The sequence below is a fragment of the Goodfellowiella coeruleoviolacea genome (assembly GCF_024171785.1).
Classification (GTDB): domain Bacteria; phylum Actinomycetota; class Actinomycetes; order Mycobacteriales; family Pseudonocardiaceae; genus Goodfellowiella; species Goodfellowiella coeruleoviolacea.
The window spans coordinates 397,875-419,013 of record NZ_JAMTCK010000006.1 but is presented as its reverse complement, the minus strand read 5'-3'; the positions used below and the strand labels follow the sequence as shown (position 1 = coordinate 419,013).

19 protein-coding genes are annotated in these 21,139 nt (G+C 72.4%); 7 read left to right on the top strand and 12 right to left on the bottom strand.

The annotated features are described in order from the left end of the window. Positions 1–108: 108 nt before the first annotated feature. Complete coding sequence (locus LX83_RS15770) at positions 109–1,293, bottom strand: LCP family protein (RefSeq protein WP_253771919.1); 1,185 nt, start codon at positions 1,291–1,293, stop codon at positions 109–111. Beyond that, positions 1,290–1,811 (bottom strand): SigE family RNA polymerase sigma factor, encoded by a 522-nt coding sequence (locus LX83_RS15765; protein WP_253771918.1) that lies wholly within the window; start codon positions 1,809–1,811, stop codon positions 1,290–1,292. Before LX83_RS15765 ends, LX83_RS15770 begins: the two co-directional genes overlap by 4 nt. Before the next feature lie 442 nt (positions 1,812–2,253). Here LX83_RS15765 and LX83_RS15760 point away from each other — a divergent pair, with 442 nt between their 5' ends. Further along, positions 2,254–2,748 carry a YcxB family protein gene (locus LX83_RS15760; RefSeq protein WP_253771916.1) on the top strand — a complete coding sequence of 165 codons (495 nt, stop codon included), beginning with the start codon at positions 2,254–2,256 and terminating at the stop codon, positions 2,746–2,748. 48 nt (positions 2,749–2,796) lie between these two features. Here the strand turns inward: LX83_RS15760 and LX83_RS15755 are convergent, their stop codons facing one another. Beyond that, positions 2,797–4,236, bottom strand: a complete 1,440-nt coding sequence (locus LX83_RS15755) for a M20/M25/M40 family metallo-hydrolase (protein WP_253771914.1) — start codon at positions 4,234–4,236, stop codon at positions 2,797–2,799. A 445-nt stretch (positions 4,237–4,681) separates the two neighbouring features. Between LX83_RS15755 and pdhA the strand changes: the two genes are divergently transcribed. Genes pdhA through LX83_RS15740 form a run of 3 tightly spaced genes read left to right on the top strand, consistent with a single transcriptional unit; the run spans position 4,682 to position 8,393 of the window. Beyond that, a complete protein-coding gene (gene pdhA / locus LX83_RS15750; RefSeq protein WP_253771912.1) occupies positions 4,682–5,899 on the top strand; it encodes a pyruvate dehydrogenase (acetyl-transferring) E1 component subunit alpha in 1,218 nt (405 codons plus the stop codon). Then, complete coding sequence (locus LX83_RS15745) at positions 5,899–6,921, top strand: alpha-ketoacid dehydrogenase subunit beta (RefSeq protein WP_253771910.1); 1,023 nt, start codon at positions 5,899–5,901, stop codon at positions 6,919–6,921. Before pdhA ends, LX83_RS15745 begins: the two co-directional genes overlap by 1 nt. 11 nt (positions 6,922–6,932) lie before the next feature. Beyond that, positions 6,933–8,393, top strand: a complete 1,461-nt coding sequence (locus LX83_RS15740; RefSeq protein ID WP_253771908.1) for a dihydrolipoamide acetyltransferase family protein — start codon at positions 6,933–6,935, stop codon at positions 8,391–8,393. 322 nt (positions 8,394–8,715) lie between these two features. Here the strand turns inward: LX83_RS15740 and LX83_RS15735 are convergent, their stop codons facing one another. The 3 genes from LX83_RS15735 to LX83_RS15725 all read right to left on the bottom strand — a co-directional run bounded on the left by LX83_RS15735 (position 8,716) and on the right by LX83_RS15725 (position 11,849). Further along, on the bottom strand, positions 8,716–9,705 hold the full coding sequence (locus LX83_RS15735; protein WP_253771906.1) for an alpha/beta hydrolase: 990 nt from the start codon (positions 9,703–9,705) through the stop codon (positions 8,716–8,718). A 132-nt stretch (positions 9,706–9,837) separates the two neighbouring features. Continuing rightward, entirely contained in the window at positions 9,838–11,052 is a 1,215-nt protein-coding gene (locus LX83_RS15730; protein ID WP_253771904.1) for an acyl-CoA dehydrogenase family protein, read from the bottom strand. A 143-nt stretch (positions 11,053–11,195) separates the two neighbouring features. After that, on the bottom strand, positions 11,196–11,849 hold the full coding sequence (locus tag LX83_RS15725; RefSeq protein WP_253771902.1) for an SCP2 sterol-binding domain-containing protein: 654 nt from the start codon (positions 11,847–11,849) through the stop codon (positions 11,196–11,198). A 98-nt stretch (positions 11,850–11,947) separates the two neighbouring features. Between LX83_RS15725 and LX83_RS15720 the strand changes: the two genes are divergently transcribed. Continuing rightward, positions 11,948–12,727, top strand: coding sequence for a TetR/AcrR family transcriptional regulator (locus LX83_RS15720; protein ID WP_253771899.1), 780 nt, complete (start codon positions 11,948–11,950; stop codon positions 12,725–12,727). A gap of 9 nt (positions 12,728–12,736) precedes the next feature. On the opposite strand, the gene LX83_RS15715 is transcribed toward LX83_RS15720, so the two are convergent. Both LX83_RS15715 and LX83_RS15710 read right to left on the bottom strand, forming a co-directional pair. After that, positions 12,737–13,750: a MaoC family dehydratase gene (locus tag LX83_RS15715; RefSeq protein ID WP_253771897.1), complete on the bottom strand. Its 1,014-nt coding sequence runs from the start codon at positions 13,748–13,750 to the stop codon at positions 12,737–12,739. Positions 13,751–13,781: 31 nt separating this feature from the next. Continuing rightward, a complete protein-coding gene (locus LX83_RS15710) occupies positions 13,782–15,134 on the bottom strand; it encodes a 3-oxoacyl-ACP reductase (RefSeq protein WP_253771895.1) in 1,353 nt (450 codons plus the stop codon). A gap of 81 nt (positions 15,135–15,215) precedes the next feature. Between LX83_RS15710 and LX83_RS15705 the strand changes: the two genes are divergently transcribed. Then, on the top strand, positions 15,216–16,523 hold the full coding sequence (locus LX83_RS15705) for an acetyl-CoA C-acetyltransferase (protein WP_253771893.1): 1,308 nt from the start codon (positions 15,216–15,218) through the stop codon (positions 16,521–16,523). Between the two features lie 419 nt (positions 16,524–16,942). On the opposite strand, the gene LX83_RS15700 is transcribed toward LX83_RS15705, so the two are convergent. Then, positions 16,943–17,569, bottom strand: a complete 627-nt coding sequence (locus tag LX83_RS15700) for an SIMPL domain-containing protein (RefSeq protein ID WP_253771891.1) — start codon at positions 17,567–17,569, stop codon at positions 16,943–16,945. A 177-nt stretch (positions 17,570–17,746) separates the two neighbouring features. Here LX83_RS15700 and LX83_RS15695 point away from each other — a divergent pair, with 177 nt between their 5' ends. Continuing rightward, positions 17,747–17,905: a hypothetical protein gene (locus tag LX83_RS15695; protein WP_253771889.1), complete on the top strand. Its 159-nt coding sequence runs from the start codon at positions 17,747–17,749 to the stop codon at positions 17,903–17,905. A gap of 153 nt (positions 17,906–18,058) precedes the next feature. On the opposite strand, the gene mctP is transcribed toward LX83_RS15695, so the two are convergent. From mctP to LX83_RS15680, 3 genes are all read right to left on the bottom strand, one after another. Further along, a complete protein-coding gene (mctP, locus tag LX83_RS15690; protein ID WP_253771887.1) occupies positions 18,059–19,714 on the bottom strand; it encodes a monocarboxylate uptake permease MctP in 1,656 nt (551 codons plus the stop codon). Beyond that, a complete protein-coding gene (locus LX83_RS15685) occupies positions 19,711–20,007 on the bottom strand; it encodes a DUF3311 domain-containing protein (protein WP_253771885.1) in 297 nt (98 codons plus the stop codon). The genes mctP and LX83_RS15685 overlap by 4 nt, the downstream gene beginning before the upstream one ends. A gap of 211 nt (positions 20,008–20,218) precedes the next feature. Next, positions 20,219–20,950 (bottom strand): GntR family transcriptional regulator, encoded by a 732-nt coding sequence (locus tag LX83_RS15680; RefSeq protein ID WP_253771883.1) that lies wholly within the window; start codon positions 20,948–20,950, stop codon positions 20,219–20,221. Positions 20,951–21,139 lie beyond the last annotated feature (189 nt).

Sequence of the window (21,139 nt, the reverse complement as noted above, 5' to 3'; positions counted from 1 at the left end):
CCGGTGCCGCGAGGAGTGCCCCCGCGGTTGCCGGCCGGTTCCGGTTCTCCCTGGTGCGCCAACCGTTTTCGGCGTCCGATCTGTCCGATGTGGTCGGTTCGCGGGCGGTCAGTTCGCGCAGGGCACGTACTCGGTGGTGCCGGGCGCGGCGGTGTCCCCGGGTGCGGTGTTGCCGGGTGCGGTGTTGCCACCGGACGGGGTGCTGCCACCGGGGTCGGCGGTGCCACTGGTGCCGGCGGTGTTGCCGGTTCCCGCGGTGCTGCCGGTACCGGTGGTGAACGCCTGGACGAACGAGCGCACCTGGTCGGGCACGACCTCGACGGCATGGCCGCCATCCGGCACCACCAGGCTCTGGTCGCCGACCGGGATGGTGGCCATGCGCAGCGAGTCCACCCGGAGGCCGCGCACCTGCTCGGCGAACCCGATCAGGTCCCAGCCGGGGTCCACGCGCACGCTGTCCCGGACCGCCGTCAGCAGGGCGGTGCGGCTCTGCTCGTCGGTCAGGACCGTCCCGGTCACCAGCTTGCGCACCAGCGCACCGGTGAACGCCTGCAACCGGGCGATCCGGTCCAGGTCACCCCGGGGCAGGTCGCGGCGCTGCCGGAGGAACTCCAGGGCCGCCGGCCCGGACAGCTCCTGGCGGCCACCCGAGACGACCTGGCCGGAGCCCGGGTCCACGACCACGGTCCGCTCGCACACCGCGACCCCGCCCACCGCGGTGCTCAGCCGGTCGAAGCCGGCCATGTCGACCAGGGCGTAGTGGTCGACGCCCACCCCGGTGAGGTCCCGCACGGTCTCGATCAGCTTGCCCGTGCCGGCCTGGGCGGCGGCCGTCTCGTCCCGCCCCTGGGCCAGCGCGTCCTCCCGGGCGCGGCGGTAGACGGAGTTCAGCTTGGCCATGCCGTGGCCGGGCACGGTCACCCACGAGTCGCGGGGCAGGGACACGACCGAGGCCGATCCGTCCGCGCCCAGGTGCGCCAGCATGATCGAGTCGGTGAGGCCGAACTCGTCGAACCCGGCCAGCAGGATGTTCTGGTTCACCGCTGACCCGTCCGCGCCGGCCACCGCGCCACTGTGCGCCACCCCCAGCCGGGGCAGGGCGACAACGCCGAGTGCCGCGGCGGCGACGGCCGTGACCGCCGTGGCCACCAGGACCGGGCCGCGGCGCCACCAGCTCGTGGCGTGCCGCCCGCGCCGGTGCAGCTCGTCCCGGACGAGTTGGGGGTCGACGGCCCGGGCGGCCTCCTCGGCCAGCGCCTCCCGGACGAGGTGTTCGGTGGGGTCGAAGCTCATGTGATCGCCTCCCGCAGCCGTGGCGTTCCCACGGCGGTGTCGGCCGCGCGCAGGGTGCGGAGCGCGCGGGAGATGTGGCTGCGCACGGTGGCGGCGGTGCAGCCGAGGACGGCGGCGATGTCCGCGTCACTGCGGTCCTCGTAGTAGCGCAGCACGAGCGCGGCCCGCTGCTTGCGCGGCAGCACCGCGATGCGGGCCCGCATGGCGTCCCGCTCGGCGCACCGGTCGGCCGGATCGGCGGTGGGGGTGCCGAGCGCGTCGAGCGTGCGGTGCTCCGCGGCGACGTCCCGGCGGGCCCGCCGGCGCCGCCAGGACAGGTACTCGTTGGTGATCATCCGCCGCACGTACAGGTCGGGCGCGGCCATGGCGCCGATCCGCGCCCAGCGCACCTGCGCGCGCACCAGCACCTCCTGCACGATGTCCTGCGCCAGGTGGGGATCGCAGGCCAGGGCGGTGGCGTAGCCCAGCAGCCGGTCTAATCGCTCGGCGACGAACTGGTCGAACCCATCACGCACCATCGCTCCCTTCGCAGCCCAGTGGTTGCCGGACCGGAAAACGCCCCGCCGCACCCCGGATGTGCACTCCACCCGCGATCAATTCCCACAAGCAAACCCGCGAGTCGACGTTGCAAACCCCGCGAGTTGCACGTTCAGGCAGCGCGAGTCGACGTTGCAAACCCTGCGAGTTGACATCTCACGCAGGCCCAAACGGGTGACGCCGCGTTGATCGGCCCAGCTCAGGGCCGCCCCAGGGCTGCCAACACCAGCAATTAGCCCATTGGTTGGATTTTCCGCCCAGGCCATTGACAATGATCGCACCTTGTCGGGGGCGACTGATCACCACGGCTCCGGGCGGCGGGTGCCGAGGGACGGGGCCGCGACGACCGGGCCGCCCCTCGGGGCCGAGCTGCCCGCGCCAGGCGTGCCGACCAGGCCCCCACGGCCGACCGGAGACACCAGCATGTACGTGACCACCACCTACCAACCGGACCGCAAGGAGATCAGCCGGGGCGTGCGCCGCACCCTCCGCCCTGCCCGGGTGCTGGTCTGGTCGGCCTGCGGCCTGCTCGTCGTGCTCACGGCGCTGAGCGTCGCGCTCTTCGAGCGGTACCAGGTGGTCGTCGTCTGCCTGGCGGTGGCGGTCGCGGGCGCCGTGGCGCTGGAACTCGTGCCCGGGCTGGTCATCCGCAGGATGGCCGCCAGGTTCATCCGCCCCACCCACGTGCTGATCACCGAGCACAGCTACCGGGTGGAAACCGACCTGGACAAGGCCGAGTACAACTGGCGGGGCTTCCACAAGGTCGAGGAGACGCCGGAGTTCTTCGTGCTCCACCAGACCAGGCGGACCATCGCCACGCTGCCCAAGCGGGCCTTCCACCCCGCGCAGGTGGCCGAGCTGAGCGCGTTCTTCCGGCAGCTGCCCACCGCCACGAACCCGGCGCGGCCGGTCGCGTGAGTCCCGCCCGGCCAGCCGGGTGAGCGCCGGCCGGGCGGGGGTGGCCGGTCAGGCCGTGGCGCCGGCCCCGGCGTGGGCGTCGAGGATGCGGGCCACCGCCTCGGTGACCTGGACCGCGTAGTCGACGTGCAGCCACTCGTCCGGCACGTGCGCGTTGCTGTCCGGGCCGAGCACGCCGGTCACCACGAACTGGGCCTTCGGGTAGGCCTCGTGCAGCAGGCCCATGAACGGGATGGACCCGCCCAGCCCGCTGGCCCGCCACGGCGCGCCGAACACCTCGTCGCCGGCCTGGTCCAGGGCGGCGCGCAGCCAGGGCGCCAGCGTCGGGGCGTTCCAGCCGGCGCCGGTCTCGGTGTGGCTGATCTCCACCTGCGCGCCGTAGGGCACGTCCGTGGTGAGCGCGGTGCGCACCGCCTCCAGCGCCCGGTCCGCGTCCACCGTGGGCGGCAGCCGGAAGCTCAGGCACAGCGTGGTGAACGGGCGCAGCACGTTGCCGGCGTTCTCCGGGCTGGGCAGGCCGTCCGCGCCGATCACCGACAGGGTGGGCCGCCAGGCGTTGTTCAGGGCCAGCTCGACCTCGTCGGTGGCGACCAGGGACACCCCGGGCACCACCGGCCAGTTGGTCATCGAACCGGGCGCGGTGGCCACGGCGTCGCGGATCTCGGCGAGCCGGTCGGCGGGCACGTCCGTGTGCATCTCGGCCAGCCGGACCTCGCCGGTGCCCGCGTCCTCCAGCCGGTCCAGCAGCTGCCGGACGATCCGGAACGAGCTGGGCACCAGGCCGCTGGCGATGCCGGAGTGCTGGCCGACCTCCAGCACCCGCACGGTCAGCCGCACCTGCACCAGGCCGCGCAGCGACGTGGTCAGCCACATCCGCTGGTAGTCGTTGCCGCCGGCGTCCAGGCAGACGACCAGGGACACCTCGCCCAGCGTCGCGCGCAGGTGCTCCAGGTAGGCGGGCAGGTCGGGGCTGCCGGACTCCTCACCGGTCTCCAGCAGCAGCACGCACCGGGCGTGCCGGCCACCGGCCGCGCGCACCGCCTCGATGGCCGCGCTCGCCGCGAACCCGGCGTAGCCGTCGTCGGCCGCGCCCCGGCCGTAGAGCTTGCGGACGCCGTCCTCCTCGCACAGCACCGGGCTCCACGGCCCCAGGCCCTCGGACCAGCCGCCGACCGGGGGCTGCTTGTCCAGGTGGCCGTAGAGCAGCACGGTGCCGGCGTCCTCGGCGCCCGCGCTGGCCGGCACGTCGACCACCAGGACCGGGCTGCGACCGGGCAGCCGCACGACCTCGACGCTGGCGTTGGGCAGATCGCGGCCTGTCAGCCAGGCGCGCATGTGCTCGACGGCGGCGTCCAGGAAGCCGGTCCGCTCCCACTGCGGGTCGAAGACCGGGGACACCGCGGGCACGGCCACCAGGTCGGACAGGCTCGGCAGGATGTCGTGATCCCACAGACGGCGGACGGTCTCACGCAGCACAGGTCGGTCCATGGCCCGATCCTAGGTTCCCCCGAGGGCGCCAACCGCCGCTGCCGTCCCACGTCCCGGACGCCATGACCGGCTGTCACCGCCGTTGACCGTGTGTGTTTGACCACAGCCGATCCGGTCGCCATCCCACCGTTCCGGGGTGCCGGAACGGGTCCGCGGAGCGTGTGCGAATGCGAAAACGGCCCGCCCGAGTGAGTGCTAGCGGTCCCGAAGATCGGACTCCCTACGGTCGCTCTTCCTATTGTTTTCCCAGCTCAGGGGCATGTTCAGGGGATGAAAACCAAGGCTGGACCTGACTAAGGTGACCGGGACCATGCCAGGATGGTGGCGAGAACCGTCAGCGCTGACGGTTGCTGCTCGCTCCTACCTGGGCGGCGGTAGCCGGCGGCGTCGCCGTTTCCGGACCGTCACAAGCGGCTGGAACGGCCTTGACAGAGGAGAAGGCGCTATGTCGTCCCCCGAGCAGTGGACGCGACCGCACCCGGATGGTGCGCCTGCCGCTACCGCTGGCACACCAACAGCGGAACAGGTGATCGCGGGCTTGCGAGCAACAAGCGAAGGCGGTGCCGAGCTGGTGCAACTGCTGACCCCGGAAGGGGAGCGGGTGCACCACCCGGACTTCGACATCGACATCACGGCCGAACAACTGCGCGGGCTGTACCGCGACATGGTTCTGGTCAGGCGGTTTGACCGCGAAGGCAACGCCCTCCAGCGGCAGGGGCAGCTCGGCATCTGGGTGCCGCTGCTCGGCCAGGAAGCCGCGCAGATCGGCGCGGGCCGCGCGCTGACCGACCGCGACATGGCCTTCCCCAGCTACCGGGAACACGGCGTGGCCTGGTGCCGCGGGGTCAAGCCGACCGACCTGCTCGGCATCTTCCGCGGCACCGACCACGGCACCTGGGACCCCTACGAGCACCGGTTCCAGCTCTACGTCATCGTCATCGGCAACCAGGTGCTCAACGCCACCGGCTACGCCATGGGCCAGCGCTTCGAGGGCAAGGTCGGCGACCAGGACGGCGAAGCCACCATGGTGTTCTTCGGCGACGGCGCCACCAGCCAGGGCGACGTGCACGAGGGCTGCGTGTGGGCCGCCGTGTACGACGCGCCCGTGGTGTTCTTCTGCCAGAACAACCAGTGGGCCATCTCCGAGCCCACCGAACGGCAGAGCCGCCTCCCCCTCTACCAGCGCGCCCGCGGCTACGGCTTCCCCGGCATCCGGGTGGACGGCAACGACGTGCTGGCCACCCTCGCGGTCAGCAGGTGGGCGCTGGACCAGTGCCGCACCGGCAACGGCCCCGTGCTCATCGAGGCGTTCACCTACCGGATGGACGCGCACACCACCTCCGACGACCCCACCCGCTACCGGCTCGCCGACGAGCTGGAGGCGTGGAAGCTCAAGGACCCGATCGAGCGGGTCCGGGTGCACCTGGTCAAGCAGCAGTGGGCCGACCAGGCGTTCTTCGACGAGGTGCAGGCCGAGTCCGACGAACTCGCCGCCGGGTTCCGGGAGTTCTGCGTGAACATGCCCGACCCGCCGCCCGGCCGGATCTTCTCCGAGGTCTACGCGGACGAGCACCCGGTGCTCGCCGCGCAGCGCGACGAGTTCCTGGACTACCTGCACGGTTTCGCCGACGCCTCGACTGGTGCACAGGGTGGTGAGCACTGATGGTGGCTCCTGCGATGGACCGCACGGTGAAGACAGCGTCCGCGACGCAGAAACTGACCATGGCCAAGGGCCTGAACATGGGGTTGCGCGCGGCCATGGAGGCCGACCCCAAGGTGCTGGTGATGGGTGAGGACGTCGGCAAGCTCGGCGGCGTCTACCGGATCACCGACGGCCTGCAGAAGGACTTCGGCGAACAGCGCGTGCTGGACACCCCGCTGGCCGAGTCCGGCATCGTCGGCACCGCCGTCGGCCTGGCCATCCGCGGCTTCCGGCCGGTGTGCGAGATCCAGTTCGACGGGTTCGTGTTCCCCGCGTTCGACCAGATCGTCAGCCAGCTCGCCAAGCTGCACTTCCGCAGCCAGGGCAGGGTGAAGATGCCGGTGGTGATCCGGATCCCGTTCGGCGGCGGCATCGGCGCGGTCGAGCACCACTCCGAGTCACCCGAGTCGTACTTCGCCCACACCGCCGGGCTGCGCGTGGTGTCCTGCTCCAACCCGCTGGACGCGTACTGGATGATCCAGCAGGCCATCGAGTGCGACGACCCGGTGATCTTCTTCGAGCCCAAGCGGCGCTACCACGAGCGCGCCCAGGAGGTCGACCTCAGCGTCCCGCCGCAGCCGCTGTTCAGCTCGCGGGTGCTGCGCCAGGGCTCGTCGGCCACCCTCGTCTGCTACGGCCCGATGGTGCGCACCTGCCTGGACGCGGCCACCGCCGCCGCCGAGGACGGCATCGACCTGGAGGTCATCGACCTGCGCACGCTGTCGCCGCTGGACCTCGACCCGGTGTTCGCGTCGGTGCGCAAGACCGGGCGGCTGATCGCGGTGAGCGAGGCGCCGCGCGAGTCGTCGCTGACCGCGGAGATCGCCACCCGCGTGCAACAGGAGTGCTTCTACTCGCTGGAGGCCCCGGTCCTGCGGGTCACCGGCTTCGACACGCCCTACCCACCGAGCAAGCTGGAAGACGACTTCCTCCCGGACCTGGACCGGGTGCTGCACGCCGTTGACCGTTCGCTGGCCTGGTGAGGGGGCTTCACATGCCGCAGATCAAGCACTTCCCCCTGCCCGACGTCGGTGAGGGGCTGACCGAGGCGGAGATCCTCACCTGGCACGTGGCCCCGGGTGACACCGTCACGGTGAACCAGATCATCGTGGAGATCGAGACCGCCAAGGCCGCGGTGGAGCTGCCCTGCCCGTACGCGGGCGTGGTCACCGAACTGCTCGCCGAGGTCGGGCAGACCGTCGAGGTCGGCACGCCGATCATCAACATCGACGTGGACCCGGGCGGCGCCGCCGCCCCGGCCGGTGCCGCCGCCAACGGCACGGCCGCCGGTTTCGCGGTCAACGGCACCACCACCGAGGCCGGCCAGCAGGCCGGCGCCGAGCAGGTCCTGCCCAACCTGGTCGGCTACGGGCCCAAGTCGTCGTCCGCCACCCGGCGGCGGCCCCGCAAGGACGCACCCGCGCCAGCGGCGGCGCCGGCAGCGGTGCCGGCCGCCGCGACCGCGACCGCGGCGCCGGTGGCCCCGCCGGCTCGGGTGGCACCACCACCGCCGCCGGTCGCACCACCGGCCCCGACCCCCGCACCGGCGCCGGCCCCGGCCGCGCCGGCCGGTGGGCCCGGCCTGGTCCCGCTGGCCAAGCCGCCCGTGCGCAAGCTGGCCAAGGACCTGGGCGTGGACCTGCACGCGCTGGCCGGCTCCGGGCCGGGCGGCGTGATCACCCGGGAGGACGTGCAGCGGGCCGGCGAGCCGACCTCGGGCGCGGTCCAGGGCGCGCCCGGCTACGACGCCGCCACCCGGGAACGGCGGGTGCCGATCAAGGGCGTGCGCAAGGCGACGGCGCAGGCCACCGCGGACAGCGCGTTCACCGCGCCGCACGTCACCGAGTTCCTGACGGTGGACGTGACCCCGATGATGGAGCTGCGGGCCAGGCTGAAGAACCACCCGGAGTTCCGCGACGTGAAGCTGACCCCGCTGGCCTTCGCGGCCAGGGCGGTCTGCCTCGCGGTGCGCCGCACCCCGGACGTGAACGCCACCTGGGACGAGGCCGCTGGCGAGATCGTCTACAAGGACTACGTGCACCTGGGCATCGCCGCGGCCACGCCGAGGGGCCTGATCGTGCCCAAGGTCCGCGACGCCGACCAGCTGTCCCTGGCCGAACTGGCCCGCTCGATCGAGGAACTGGCCACCACCGCGCGGGCCGGGCGCACCACCCCGGGGGACATGGCGAACGGCACCATCACCATCACCAACATCGGGGTGTTCGGCGTGGACACCGGCACGCCGATCATCGCCAGCCCCAGTGAGTCGGCGATCCTGGCCCTCGGCGCGATCCGCGACATGCCGTGGGTGGTGGACGGCCAGGTGGTGCCGCGCAAGGTCTGCCAGCTCGCGCTGAGCTTCGACCACCGCGTGGTGGACGGCCAGCAGGGCTCGCGGTTCCTGGCCGACGTGGGCGCGCTGCTCGCCGACCCGGCCCTGGCCATCACCTACTGAACACCTACTGAACAACTGGGGAGGACCGGGCACGTGCGAGTGCGTCAGCCACGTGCCCGGTGCCCGGGACGAGACGCGGTGCCCGACGAGACGCGGCGCCCGACGAGACGCGGCGCCCGGCCCACAAGGGGGAGGGGGACCGGGCACCGCGAGTGAGCTGTGGTGGGCGCACACCACAGTTCACGTCATCCGTATCGCCGGCCCGGTGCTTTCGTGTACACCGCCGAAATCCGGCGCACACCACCCGTGCTGGGCAATCGCCAGATCATCGCATGCCGTGTGTTGAGCGCCACAACTGCCGGTGGCTCGGGGTGTTCGGCGGTCAGGCGGCCAGGACACGGCGCAGCCAGTTGATCCGGCTGGCGCGGGCCTCGCGGGCCAGCGGGGTGTGCGGCACCACGCCGTCGAAGTTGTGGCAGCCGCCGGCCCAGATGTGCAGCTCGGCCTGGCCGCCGGCCTGCCACAGCCGGGAGGCGTAGGCGACGGCCTCGTCGCGGTAGGTCTCCACCGAACCGGCCTCGACAAAGGCCGGGGGCAGCCCGGACAGGTCGGTGGCGCGGGCCGGCGCCGCGTACGGGGAGACGTCCGGACCACCCGCGGCGGCGCCGAGCAGGGCCGACCAGCCGGTGGCGTTGGAGATGCTGTCCCACACGCCCTCGCCGACGAGTTCGGTGCTGGACGGGGTGCTGGCGCGGTCGTCGAGCATCGGGCACACCAGCAGTTGCCCGCGCAGGCGCGGGCCGACCCGGTCCCTGGCCAGCAGGGCGGTGGCCGCGGCGAGCCCGCCGCCCGCGCTGCCCCCGGCGACCACCAACCGGTCGGGGTCGATGCCCAGCTCGGCCAGGTGCTCGCCGACCCAGACCAGCCCGGCGTAGCAGTCCTCGACCGGCGCGGGGTGCGGGTGCTCCGGGGCGAGGCGGTAGTCCACGCTGACCGCCACCAGGGGGATCGCCGCCATCCACGCCAGCACCCAGTCCAGGCCGGTGTAGTTGCTGCCGGCGACCATGCCGCCGCCGTGGATGAAGTACAGGCCGGGCAGCGGGCCGGCCGGGTCGGTTCCCCCGGGGTGGCCGGTGTCCTTGGGGCGCAGCACCAGCAGCGGCACCTCGGTGCCGTCCGGCCCGGGAGCGGTCAGCTCCTCGGCGTGCACGTGCTCGCGCAGCTCGGCCAGGCCGCTGCTGTGGCCGGCCGAGGTGACCTCGCGCAGCCGTCCGATCAGGTCCGGGGTGATCGACGGCGGCAGCACCGCGTTGACCGCCGGCAGCGCCTTGGCCACCTCGGGATCGAACGGGGGATGCACCCGTCGTGCCATGTCCACACTCCTCCTCGGGTGCGCACGCCCGGTCGTCGGGCGCGCGCCAGGGCCGCCGCCGCGATTGTGCCGGTGCGGCGGCGGCGTGGCCGAGCGGATTACGCCGGGCGGATCACGTCGGGCGGATCACGCCTAGCGGATGTGCCTGCCGGAGATCGCCCGGGAGATCACCAGGCGCTGGATCTCGCTGGTGCCCTCGAAGATGGTGAAGATCTTGGCGTCGCGGTGCATCCGCTCCACCGGGTGTTCGCGGGTGTAGCCGGCGCCGCCGAGGATGTGGATGGCGCGTTCGGTCGCCCAGACCGCGACCTCGCCGGCCTTGAGCTTGGACATGGAGCCCTCGCCCGCGGTGAACGGGACGTCGCTGCGGCCCATCCAGGCCGCCCGCCACACCAGCAGACGGGCCGCGTCGATCTCCATCCGCATGTTGGCCAGGTCGAAGGCGATCGACTGGTGTTCGACGATGGGCCGGCCGAACGCCTCGCGCTGCTTGGCGTAGTCCAGCGCGTACTCGTAGGCGGCGCGGGCCACGCCCACGGCCATGGCGCCCACGGTGGGCCGGGTGGTCTCGAAGGTGGCCATGGCGGCCTGGCCGCCGGCGCGCTGGCCCTCCCTGGCCCTGGCCAGCCGCGCCGCCAGGCGTTCCCGCCCGCCCAGCACGCAGCGGCCGGGCACGCGCACGTCGTCGAAGAACACGTCGGCGGTGTGCGAGGCGCGCAGGCCGTGCTTGCGGATCTTGCGGGTGCTGTGCACGCCCGGGGTTCCCGGCGGGACGATGAACCCGGCCTGGCCGCGCGCGCCCAGTTCCGGGTCGACCACGGCGGTCACCACGTGCACGTTGGCGATGCCGCCGTTGGTGGCCCACGCCTTCTGGCCGTTGATCACCCACTCGTCGGTGGCCTCGTCGTAGCGGGCCCTGGTGCGGTAGCCGGCCACGTCCGAGCCGGCCTGCGGCTCGGACGCGCAGAACGCGGCCAGCTTGGGGTCGTCCTCGTCGCCGAAGCAGGCCGGCACCCACTCGACCAGCTGCTCGGGTTCACCGGCGGCGAAGATGCCGGCCACGGCCAGTCCGGTGCCCATCAGGGCGAGGCCGATGCCGGCGTCGCCCCAGAACAGCTCCTCGGTGGCGATCGGCAGGGACAGGCCGGTGGGGTCGGAGAACCAGGTGGCCAGCGACTCGAAGCCGTAGACCCCGAGCTTGGCCGCCTCCTTGATGACCGGCCAGGGGGTTTCCTCGCGCTCGTCCCACTCGGCGGCGGCGGGGCGGATGACGTCCTCGGCGAACCCGTGCACCCAGTCGCGCAGGTCTGTCTGGTCCTCGTTCAGTTCCAGGGAGAAGCCGGCCATGGTGTTCTCTCGCTCCTTGGTTGGCGGCAGCCCGCTCGGCGTGGCTCGGGCGGCCGCGCCTCGGCGACCGCGCCGTGGGGGGACTGTGCCTCGGTGGGACTGTGCCTCGGGGGACTGGGCATTGGGGGGACTGGGCCTGTGGGCTAGGCCTTGGGGATGGTGAACAGGTTGGTCAGCCCGGCGGCGAAGGCCAGGTCGCCGGCGACCTTGAGCTTGCCGGTCATGAACAGCACGGGCGCGGACGCGTTGCCGGTGACCAGCTTGAGGAAGTCGACCGGGGTCAGGGTGACGGTGGCGCGGGGTTCGCGGGAACCGTTCTTGCTGACCGCGCACGTCTCGTTCTCGATGACGGTCTCGTAGCGGTCGTAGCCGTCGTCGGTGGCCGCACCGCTGATCCGCCAGTGCACCACCGCCTTGGTGGACCCGGCGCGGTCGGCCCGGAAGTGCACCTCCATCCGGCGGAACACCTCGTCGAGGATGCGTTCCCGCAGCACCGGCTGACTGGTCACGGCCTCGATCTGGTCCTTGCCGGCGCGGGCGATCAGCCGGGCGAAGTTCTGCGGGTCCAGCTGGCTCAGGTTCACCGCGGCCCCGGCGTCGGCCAGGTCGCCGAGCACGGCCAGCAGGTCGACGAACTGCTCGCGGCTCAGCTTCTTGGGGTCGATGGCCCTGGCCACCACGTCGATGTCGAGTTGCCTGGCCGCGTCCGAGGCCGGGTCGAGCCGGCGCAACGTGGTGATCAACTCGTCGGGGCTCAAGCGCGCAACGGCGTCGGGGCTGAGATCGATGTTGGTCATGGCAGCACCTCCATACCTACTGACGAGTAAATCTACTGGCGAGTAGGTAGGCTTGCAAGCTGCTGTGGATAATCTGACCTCAGCCTTCAGGGGGTGCCATGCACACCGACACGCGGTCCGTCGGGCACGCACACGCGCGAACAGCAGAGCTGACAGACCTGGGAGGGGACACGAGCAGGGACGACACCACCGCCGACCCGCCAGCGGCGCACGCCGCGCCACCGAGACGGCCCCGGGCCAAACGGCTGCCCCGCGCGGTGCGGGAACGGCAGATCCTGGACGCGGCCGTGGCCGTGTTCTCCCGACACGGCTTCCACGCGGCGTCCATGGACGAGATCTCCGAGGTGGCCGGGATCTCCAAACCCATGCTCTACGCCTACCTCGGCTCCAAGGACGAACTGTTCGCCACCTGCATCCGCCGCGAGGCCACCCGGCTGATGGAGACCATCGCCAGCGGCGTGGACCCGGCCGACGCGCCGGACGTCCAGCTGTGGAGCGGGCTGCGGGCGTTCTTCGGCTTCGTCAGCGAGCACCGGGACAGCTGGCGGGTGCTGCACCGCCAGGCCAGCTCCCAGGGCGGCCCGTTCGGGGAGGAACTGGCCGAGATGCGGCGCAGGGCGATCACCCTGGTCGCGGCGCTGCTCGTGCGCTGCGCCAGCAACCAGGGCGCCGCCTACACCCAGCGGGACACCGACAGCATGGCCGCCGCACTGGTCGGCGCCGGCGAGTCGCTGGCCGACTGGTGGCTGGACCACGCCGAGGAGTCGGCCGGCGCCACCGCGGCCCGGCTGATGAACATGATGTGGATGGGCTTCGGCGACCTGGTCGAGGGCCGCGTGTGGCACCCGCCCGCGCACAGGAGCACTGGCGAGGACTGACCGGCGGCGCTAGCCGGGACCGACCGGGCCGACCGGGCTGACCCGCCCGAGCAGGTGCGGTGTGGCCGTACCGGCCTGGCGCAGCGCGAAACCCCAGCCGCGGTCCGGGTGCTCGCCTCGGCTTTCACCACGGCCGTTGTCACGGCCGTCCCCGGGGCCGTCCCGGTGGTCCTCCCGGTGGTTGTCCCCTGACCAGCGGGACAGGGTCACGGTGGCGGGCAGCAGCACCGGGCGGGCGAACCGCACGTCCACGGTGCAGGCGTCGGGCAGGCTGTCCTGGAGCGCGGCCAGGCAGCGGGCCGTGGTCCACATGCCGTGCGCGATGGCCCGGGGGAATCCGAACAGCCGCGCGGTCACCGGGTGCAGGTGGATCGGGTTGCGGTCACCGGAGACCGCCGCGTACCGCCGGCCGGCGTCCCCGGCCACCCGCCAGGTGCCGACCACCTCCTCGGTGCCGTGGCCGGTCGGGTCCGGCCCGGGTGCGGGTGCCTGGTCCGGTGCGGGTGGCGCGGCCCGCCCGGGGACGCGCTCGCGTTTCAGGTAGGTGCTGACCTCGCGCCACACCACCTGCCCGGCCACCGCGCACTCGGTGAGCACGTCGAACTGGCGGCCCCGGCGGTGCGGCCGCAGGTTGTCCGCCCGCACCGACAGGGTCAGCGGCTCGGCCACCCGCAGCGGCCGGTGCTGGGTGACGCGGTTGGCCACGTGCACCAGCCCGGCCAGGGCGAACGGGAAGGTCCGCGCGCTCATCAGCTTGATCTGCACGGGAAAGGCCAGCAGGTGCGGGTAGGTCACCGGCAGCCGGCCGGCCACCGCGAACCCGCACACCTCGGCGTAGCGGGCCAGGTGGCGCTGGTCGACCAGCAGGTCGCGCCGGACGTACTCGGTGTCCGGCAGCCGCTGACCCCGCCGGGCGAAACCGGTCAGCACCGCCCTGGGGTAGAGCAGCGCCAGGCTCGGGGTGGTGCGCAGGACGCGGGTGGTGGTGCTGTTGTCCGTGGTGGTGCCGTTGTCCGCGGTCATGGCTGGTCCTCTCCGCCAGGTCGGGCCGGGCTCACGCGCCGAGCAGGCTCTGCCCGCAGACCCGGACCACGTTGCCGGTCACCCCACCCGAGGCCGGGTGCGCGAACCAGGCCACGGTCTCGGCCACGTCGACCGGCAGGCCGCCCTGGGCCATGCTGTTCAACCGCCGGCCCGCCTCCCGGAAGAACAGCGGCACGGCCGCGGTCATGGCGGTCTCGATGAAGCCCGGCGCCACCGCGTTGATCGTGGCGCGGCGCTCGGCCAGCCGGGGCGCGAGCGCGGTCACCATGCCGATCACCCCGGCCTTGCTGGTGGCGTAGTTGGTCTGCCCGGCGTTGCCGGCGATCCCGGCGATCGAGGACACCCCGATGATCCGGCCGCGCTCGCGCAGGGTGTTCCCGGCGAGCAGGGCCGCGTTGATCCGCTCCTGGCTGGTGAGGTTGACCGCGAGCACCGCGTCCCACCCGGCGGCGTCCAGCCGGCCGAGCGTGCGGTCCCGGGTGATGCCGGCGTTGTGCACCACGATGTCCACCCCGGGGTGCGGCCGGCCGCCCGCGTGGTTGTCGAGGTGGTCGACCAGCTGGCGCGGCGCGTCCTCCGCGGTGATGTCCAGCAGCAGGGCGCTGCCACCCAACCGATTGACCACAGTGGACAGTTCGGCCCGCTGGGCCGGCACGTCCAGGCCCAGCACGTGCGCGCCGTCCCGGGCGAGGACCTCGGCGATGGCCGCGCCGATGCCCCGGGACGCGCCGGTCACCAGGGCGACCCGGCCGGCCAGCGGACGCTCCCAGTCGTCCGGCGGGGCCACCGCGCCCGCGCCGATCCGGATCACCTGCCCGGAGACGTAGGCCGATTTCGCGGACAGCAGGAACCGCAGGGTGGACTCGATGCCCTGCTCGGCCCCGGCGGCGACCCGGACGAGCTGGACCGTGGCACCCCGCCGCAGCTCCTTGCCCACCGAGCGGGTGAACCCCTCCAGCGCGCGTTGGGCGATGTGCTCGGCGGTGTCCCCGGCCTGCTCGGGTGGACTGGCCAGCACCAGCACCCGGCCGCAGTCGGCCAGCGCGCGGATCACCGGGTGGAAGAAGGCGTGCAGCTCGCGCAGCTGGTCGCCGCGGGTGATGCCGGTGGCGTCGAAGACCAGTGCGCCGTACCGGCGGCCCGGCTCGGCCGCGGTGTGGACGTCCGCGGGCAGGGCGCTGAGCACCGCGCCGACCGGCTCGCCGAGCCGACCGCCGGGCGCGCCGCCGACCAGCACCGGTCCGGTCAGGACCGGCTGGCCGGGCCGGTGGCGGCGCAGCGGGTGCGGATTGGGCAGGCCAAGGGCGTGCACCACCCGGCGGCCCAGCCCGGAGGTGGCGAAACGCTGGTATCGATCGGTCATCCACGCCTCCCTACTCGCTGGTAAGTCTACTGAGAAGTAGGTTATTGTCGATGGTGTCGTGAGGTTCAGGAGGAGGGCGACATGACCGGGGCAACCGTGCCAGGTGTTCGCCGTGTGGCCGTGGTCGGCGGCAACCGCATTCCGTTCGCCCGGTCCAACGGCCCCTACGCGCACGTGTCCAACCAGGAGATGTTCACCGCGGTGCTGGACGGCCTGGTGCGGCGGTTCGACCTGGCCGGCGAGCGGTTGGGTGAGGTGGTCGCCGGCGCGGTGCTCAAGCACAGCCGGGACTTCAACCTGGTCCGCGAGTGCGTGCTGGGCAGCGGGCTGGCCCCGGACACGCCAGCGCACGACATCCAGCAGGCGTGCGGCACCGGCCTGCAGGCCGTGCTCGGCGTGGCCAACAAGATCGCGCTCGGCCAGATCGACGCGGGCATCGCCGGTGGCGTGGACACCACCAGCGACGCGCCCCTGGCCCTCAACGACGACCTGCGCCGGGTGCTGCTCGACGCCAACCGGGCCAGGGGCGTCGTGGCCAAGCTGCGCCAACTGGCCCGGTTGCGGCCCCGCCACCTGGTGCCCGAGCAGCCCCGCAACGCCGAGCCGCGCACCGGGCTGTCCATGGGCGAGCACGCCGCCCGCACCGCCCGGCAGTGGGGCATCGGCCGCACCGAGCAGGACGAACTTGCGGTGGCCAGCCACCACAACCTGGCCGCCGCCTACGACCGCGGCTTCTTCGACGACCTGGTCACCCCCTTCCTCGGGTTGACCAGGGACCACAACCTGCGGCCGGACACCAGCGTGGCCGCGCTGGCCCGGCTGCGGCCGGTCTTCGGCCACGGCCCGGACGCCACCATGACGGCCGGCAACTCCACGCCGTTGTCCGACGGCGCCTCGGCCGTGCTGCTGGCCAGCGACGACTGGGCCGCCAGCCGGGGCCTGCCGGTGCTGGCCCACCTGACGTTCAGCGAGACCGCGGCCGTGGACCACGTGCGCCCCGGGCCGGACGGCTACCAGGAGGGCCTGCTGATGGCACCCGCCTACGCCGTGCCCAGGATGCTGGCGCGGGCCGGGCTCGGCCTGGCCGACTTCGACTTCTACGAGATCCACGAGGCGTTCGCCGCCCAGGTGCTGGCCACCCTGCGGGCCTGGGCGGACCCGGACTTCTGCCGCGACCGGCTCGGCCTCGACCAGCCGCTCGGCCCGATCGACCGGACCAAGCTCAACGTTGCCGGCTCGTCGCTGGCCGTGGGGCACCCGTTCGCGGCCACGGGCGCGCGGATCGTGGCCACACTGGCCAAGCTGCTCGCCGAGCGCGGCTCCGGCCGGGGCCTGATCTCCATCTGCGCGGCCGGCGGGCAGGGCGTGACCGCGATCCTGGAACGCTGACGCGCTGTGCGGCTCGGCGGGTAGCGCGCATGCCCCGGCCGGTCAAGCAGGTCACCCGGTTCAGCGACGTGGTTGTGCACAGCCGCCCGGGTTGTCCACAGTCTCCGTCGACCGCGCGTCCCGCGCGGGGGGCGTGGGTAGGCTGGACCTGGGGTCGCCCCCCTGGGAGGGCGGGGGTGGGTCCATCGGGCGTTGTGGTTCGCCGGCCCCGCCCCGCGCGGTGGTCTCGGCAAGGGGCCTCGCCGTCTCGGGGTTGTCCGGTGGTCGTCGCCGGTCGTCGCCGCGGCCGAGCGGTGCCGCGCGGTCGGCCGGGTGCGGTTGGCCGGGTCCGTCGGCCCGGTTCCGTCGGGTGGGTTCCGTGGGCCCGGTTCCGTCGGCCGGGTTCCGTCGGGTTCCTCGGCGGGGTCAGTCCAGCGGGGTCAGTCCAGCAGGGTCCAGGTGGCCGTGCAGGTGGCCGAGACGGTGACGGGCTGCGGCGCCAGGTTGAGTTCGCGGATGTCGCGCACGCTCTCCCACGCACCGGCACCGCCCGGAACCGGCATGGCACTGCCGTAGCCCACGGCCACCTCGGCCGCGTCGCCGTCGGTCAGCCGCAGCAGCGGCCCCAGGCGGGCGGCCAGCGCCTCGGCGTAGCCGGCCGCGCGGCGGCGGGCGTCGACCACCGCGTGCCGCTGGGCCTCGCGCACGGCCTCGGTGGTGTCGGCCAGTTCCCAGAACGGGCCGTGCAGGGTGGCCGGCTCGGCCGCGATCAGCTGCCCGAGCACCTCCTCCAGCAGCGTCAGCCCGTCCACGCGCAACTCGTAGTACTGCTCGGCGCGGCAGCCGACCTGCCGGCCGTTCTCCCAGGCCGCGTTCACCGACAGGCGTCTGGCCCGCACCTGGACGCCCACGGCGGTCAGCGACTCCTCCACGGGCGTCACCCGACGGGACAACTCGGCGATGGCCGCGCCGCGGCTGGCGGCCGGCGCCGAGTAGGACACGGACAGGCCGGCCCGGTCGGGGGCGCGCTCGACCCTGCCCACTCCCCTGGTCACCACTTCAGCCACGCGGCCAAGCCAACCCGGGGCACGCACCGGACGCAACGGGACAGGACGACTTGGGGGCGAAGCCCATTGACTGCCGATGAATCATCGGCTTGTGCGGGAGATCACCGGATAATCGGGTGCGATCATCAGGGTTGGCGGCGCATACTTGAGGCACACAAAAAACTCATTGTGAGAGGGATGGCAGACCCGATGAACATCGCTGCGAGGATTCGCGCTCGCCGTGCCAACGCCCGCAACCGCAAGGCCGTGGCTCGTGCGATCGACAGCGCGGCCACGCCGGCCATGCGCCACGAGCTCATGGCCATCGCACAGGCGCAGCTCAACAACCTTCGGTGATCTGACCGGCCACCGACCACGGGTGGCCAGCTCCCCGGCGTGAGACCCGCGGCGGCTCCCCAACCCGGCCGCCGCAGCACAGGGGGAACAAAAAACGGCTCGGCCCCGGCGAACCTCCCGCTCGCCGGGGCCGAGCCGTGTCCCACGCCCGTGTCAGTGGCTGGCCACCGGCTTGAGTCGGTCGCTGTTCTCGTCCACGTGGTAGTCGTCCGGGTCGGTCTGGTCGGTGCCGTTGAACACCCTGGCCCGCCGGGCGATCAGCGTGACAACCACCGCCACCACCAGGTTCGCCACCACGGCGACCGCGCCCACGTAGATCTGGGTGCTGGAGCCGGCGAATGGGTGCCAGCCGAACAGCGAGATCTTGTCCAGGGTCAGCGCGGAACCACCGAAGTGCGCCTTGTTCGCCGCCGGGTTGGGGATCGTGTAGAGCAGGTACAGGCCCCAGCCCATGCCCACGACCCAGCCGGCCACCAGGCCCCAGACGTGGAACCACCTGGTGTAGAGGGCGATCGCCACCGCGGGCAGCGTCTGCAGGATCATCACCCCACCGATCAGCTGCAGGTCGATGGAGAACTGCGGGTCCACGAACACGATGAAGGCGACCGCGCCGAACTTGACCACCAGCGAGGCCAGCTTGGCCTGCTTGGCCTCCTGCGCCGGGGAGGCGTCCTTCTTCAGGTACTCCTTGTAGATGTTGCGCGTCCACAGGTTGGCCGCGGCGATCGACATGATCGCGGCCGGCACCAGCGCGCCGATGCCGATGGCGGCGAAGGCGATGCCGGCGAACCAGGACGGGAACTGCTGGTTGAACAGCTCCGGCACGATCGTGTTGGAGTCGGCCCTGCCGGTCGCCTCGTTGGTGATCGGCTTGACCCCGGCCACCAGCGCCACGTAGCCGAGCAGCGCCAGCAGGCCCAGCAGCAGCGAGTACGCGGGCAGCGCGACCATGTTGCGCTTGATCACCCGGCGGCCCTTGGAGGCCAGGATCCCGGTCAGCGAGTGCGGGTAGAGGAACAGCGCCAGTGCCGAGCCCAGCGCCAGCGTGGCGTACTGCAGCTGGTTGGTCGCGCTGAGCACGATGGAGCCCTTGGGGTTGCCGTTCGCGCCCGGCTGGGCCAGCAGCTCGGCGGACCGGTCGAAGATCGAACTCCAGCCGCCGAACTTGGCCGGCAGGTAGAACACGGCCACCAGGATCACCACGTAGATGAGCGCGTCCTTGACGAACGCGATCAACGCGGGCGCGCGCAGGCCCGACTGGTAGGTGTACAGCGCGAGGATGAGGAACGCGATGAACAGCGGCAGGTGGCCGAGCAGGCCGCTGCCGTTGAGGCCCATGGTGCGCAGCACCGCCTCCAGGCCCACCAGCTGCAGCGCGATGTAGGGCATGGTGGCGACGATGCCGGTGAGCGCGATCAGCAGGGCCAGGATCCGCGAGCCGTAACGGCCCCGGACGAAGTCGGCCGGGGTGACGTAGCCGTGCACCCGGGACACCGACCACATCCGCACCAGCGGCAGGAACACGATCGGGTAGAGCACCACGGTGTAGGGCAGCGCGTAGAAACCGAGCGCGCCGGCGCCGAAGACCAGGGCGGGCACGGCCACGAACGTGTACGCCGTGTACAGGTCACCGCCCACCAGGAACCAGGTGATCCAGGAGCCGAACTTGCGCCCGCCCAGCCCCCACTCGTCGAGGTGGTCCAGGGTGTTGCCGGCCTTCCACCTGGCCGCGACAAAACCCAGCACGGTCACCAGGACGAACAGGGCCGCGAACACGGTCAGCTCGACCCACTCCAGGCCGCCGTTCACGCCTTGCCCCCCTCGTCGAGGTCGTCAACGCCGAGCCGGTCGGGCTGGTCGGTGCGCACGGGTTCGTCCCTGGTCTTCAGGTAGACCAGACCGACGCAGATCACGCCGACCGGGACGAAGGCGAACTGGTACCAGTAGAAGAACGGCATCCCGAGCAGCCGCGGCTGGTCGAGGTTGAACCACGAGGTGATGAGCATGAGCAGGGGAACCAGCAACAGCAGGTTCCAGGCGTTCCAGCGCAGGCCGGAGCGGCGGGCGCCGCTGTCGGCCTGACGCGGTGGAGCTGACGGCATGAGAGTTGTCCTCCGACGGCCCGTGGGGCGGCCCCTGATAACGGGGCGTGTCCGGGATGTTAGGCCGACGGTGGGACTACGTCACCGTATCGTGACGGTTAACGTCGGATGCGGTGCTCAAATCGTGACTGATTTTCCCAACATATGGGAGAAATAGCCGCTTTTCGGGCATTACGCCGCGCTACCCCGCGTCATGACATCGGATCTCGGCTCAGGGCTGGCCCGCACCGTAGGCCACGACCACCCGGCCGTCCCGGTAGGCGGTCACTATCTGTTCCTCGGCCGCGTTCAGGTACTCGGCCATGGCCCGCTCGGCCCGGTCGACCGCCCCGCTGGTGAGCAGGCCCAGGATCTCCTCGTTCCACGGCAGGTACCGCTCGTGGAACCGCCTCGGATCGCCCATCACGTGGAAGACCAGCCGCAACTCGGCGAGCAGCCGGTCAACCGCCTCGTTCACCCGCTCGCTGCCGGCCAGCCCGGCCACGGCCTCGTGGAAGCGCATGTTGGCGGTGCCCAACTGGACCCAGCGCTGCTGCTCGGCCGCCTGCCTGCCCTCGTCCACGGCGGCGCGCACGGCCGCGCGCGCCGCGTCGGCCGCCGTCGGCCAGGCGCGCAGCGCTCCGCACTCGATGATCCGCCGAGCCTGGTAGAGGTCTTTGACGTCCTGCTCGGTGGGGATCCGGACGAACACCCCCCTGCTGTACTCGTGCACCAGCAGGCGGTCCTGGGTGAGCAGCCGGAACGCCTCGCGCAGCGTGTTGCGGGAGACGCTGAGCGCCCCGCCGATCGCCTCCTCGGACAACCGCAGGCCGGGGGCCAGGTCGCCCTCCAGCACCCGGGCGCGCAGCAGCCTGGCGACCCGTTCGGCCGTGCTGGACCGGCCCAGGTCCACCCTGCCCCTGGCCAGGGAACCCAACCAGTCGTCCGTCCGCGCGGTCGTCATCGCCACTCCAGGTGAAAGCGGATCACCGGGTGCGGCCCGGTGGGAGCCGTGTTGCTGCGCCCACCGGGGCGAGCCGGTGAGCCTGTCAACAGCTTCCCATCTTCGGCAGGTTCCCATCTTCGACGCGGTGGACCGCGGTGGCCAGCAACGATCAACAACAGCGGTGAACCGGGGCAGTATTGAAGGATT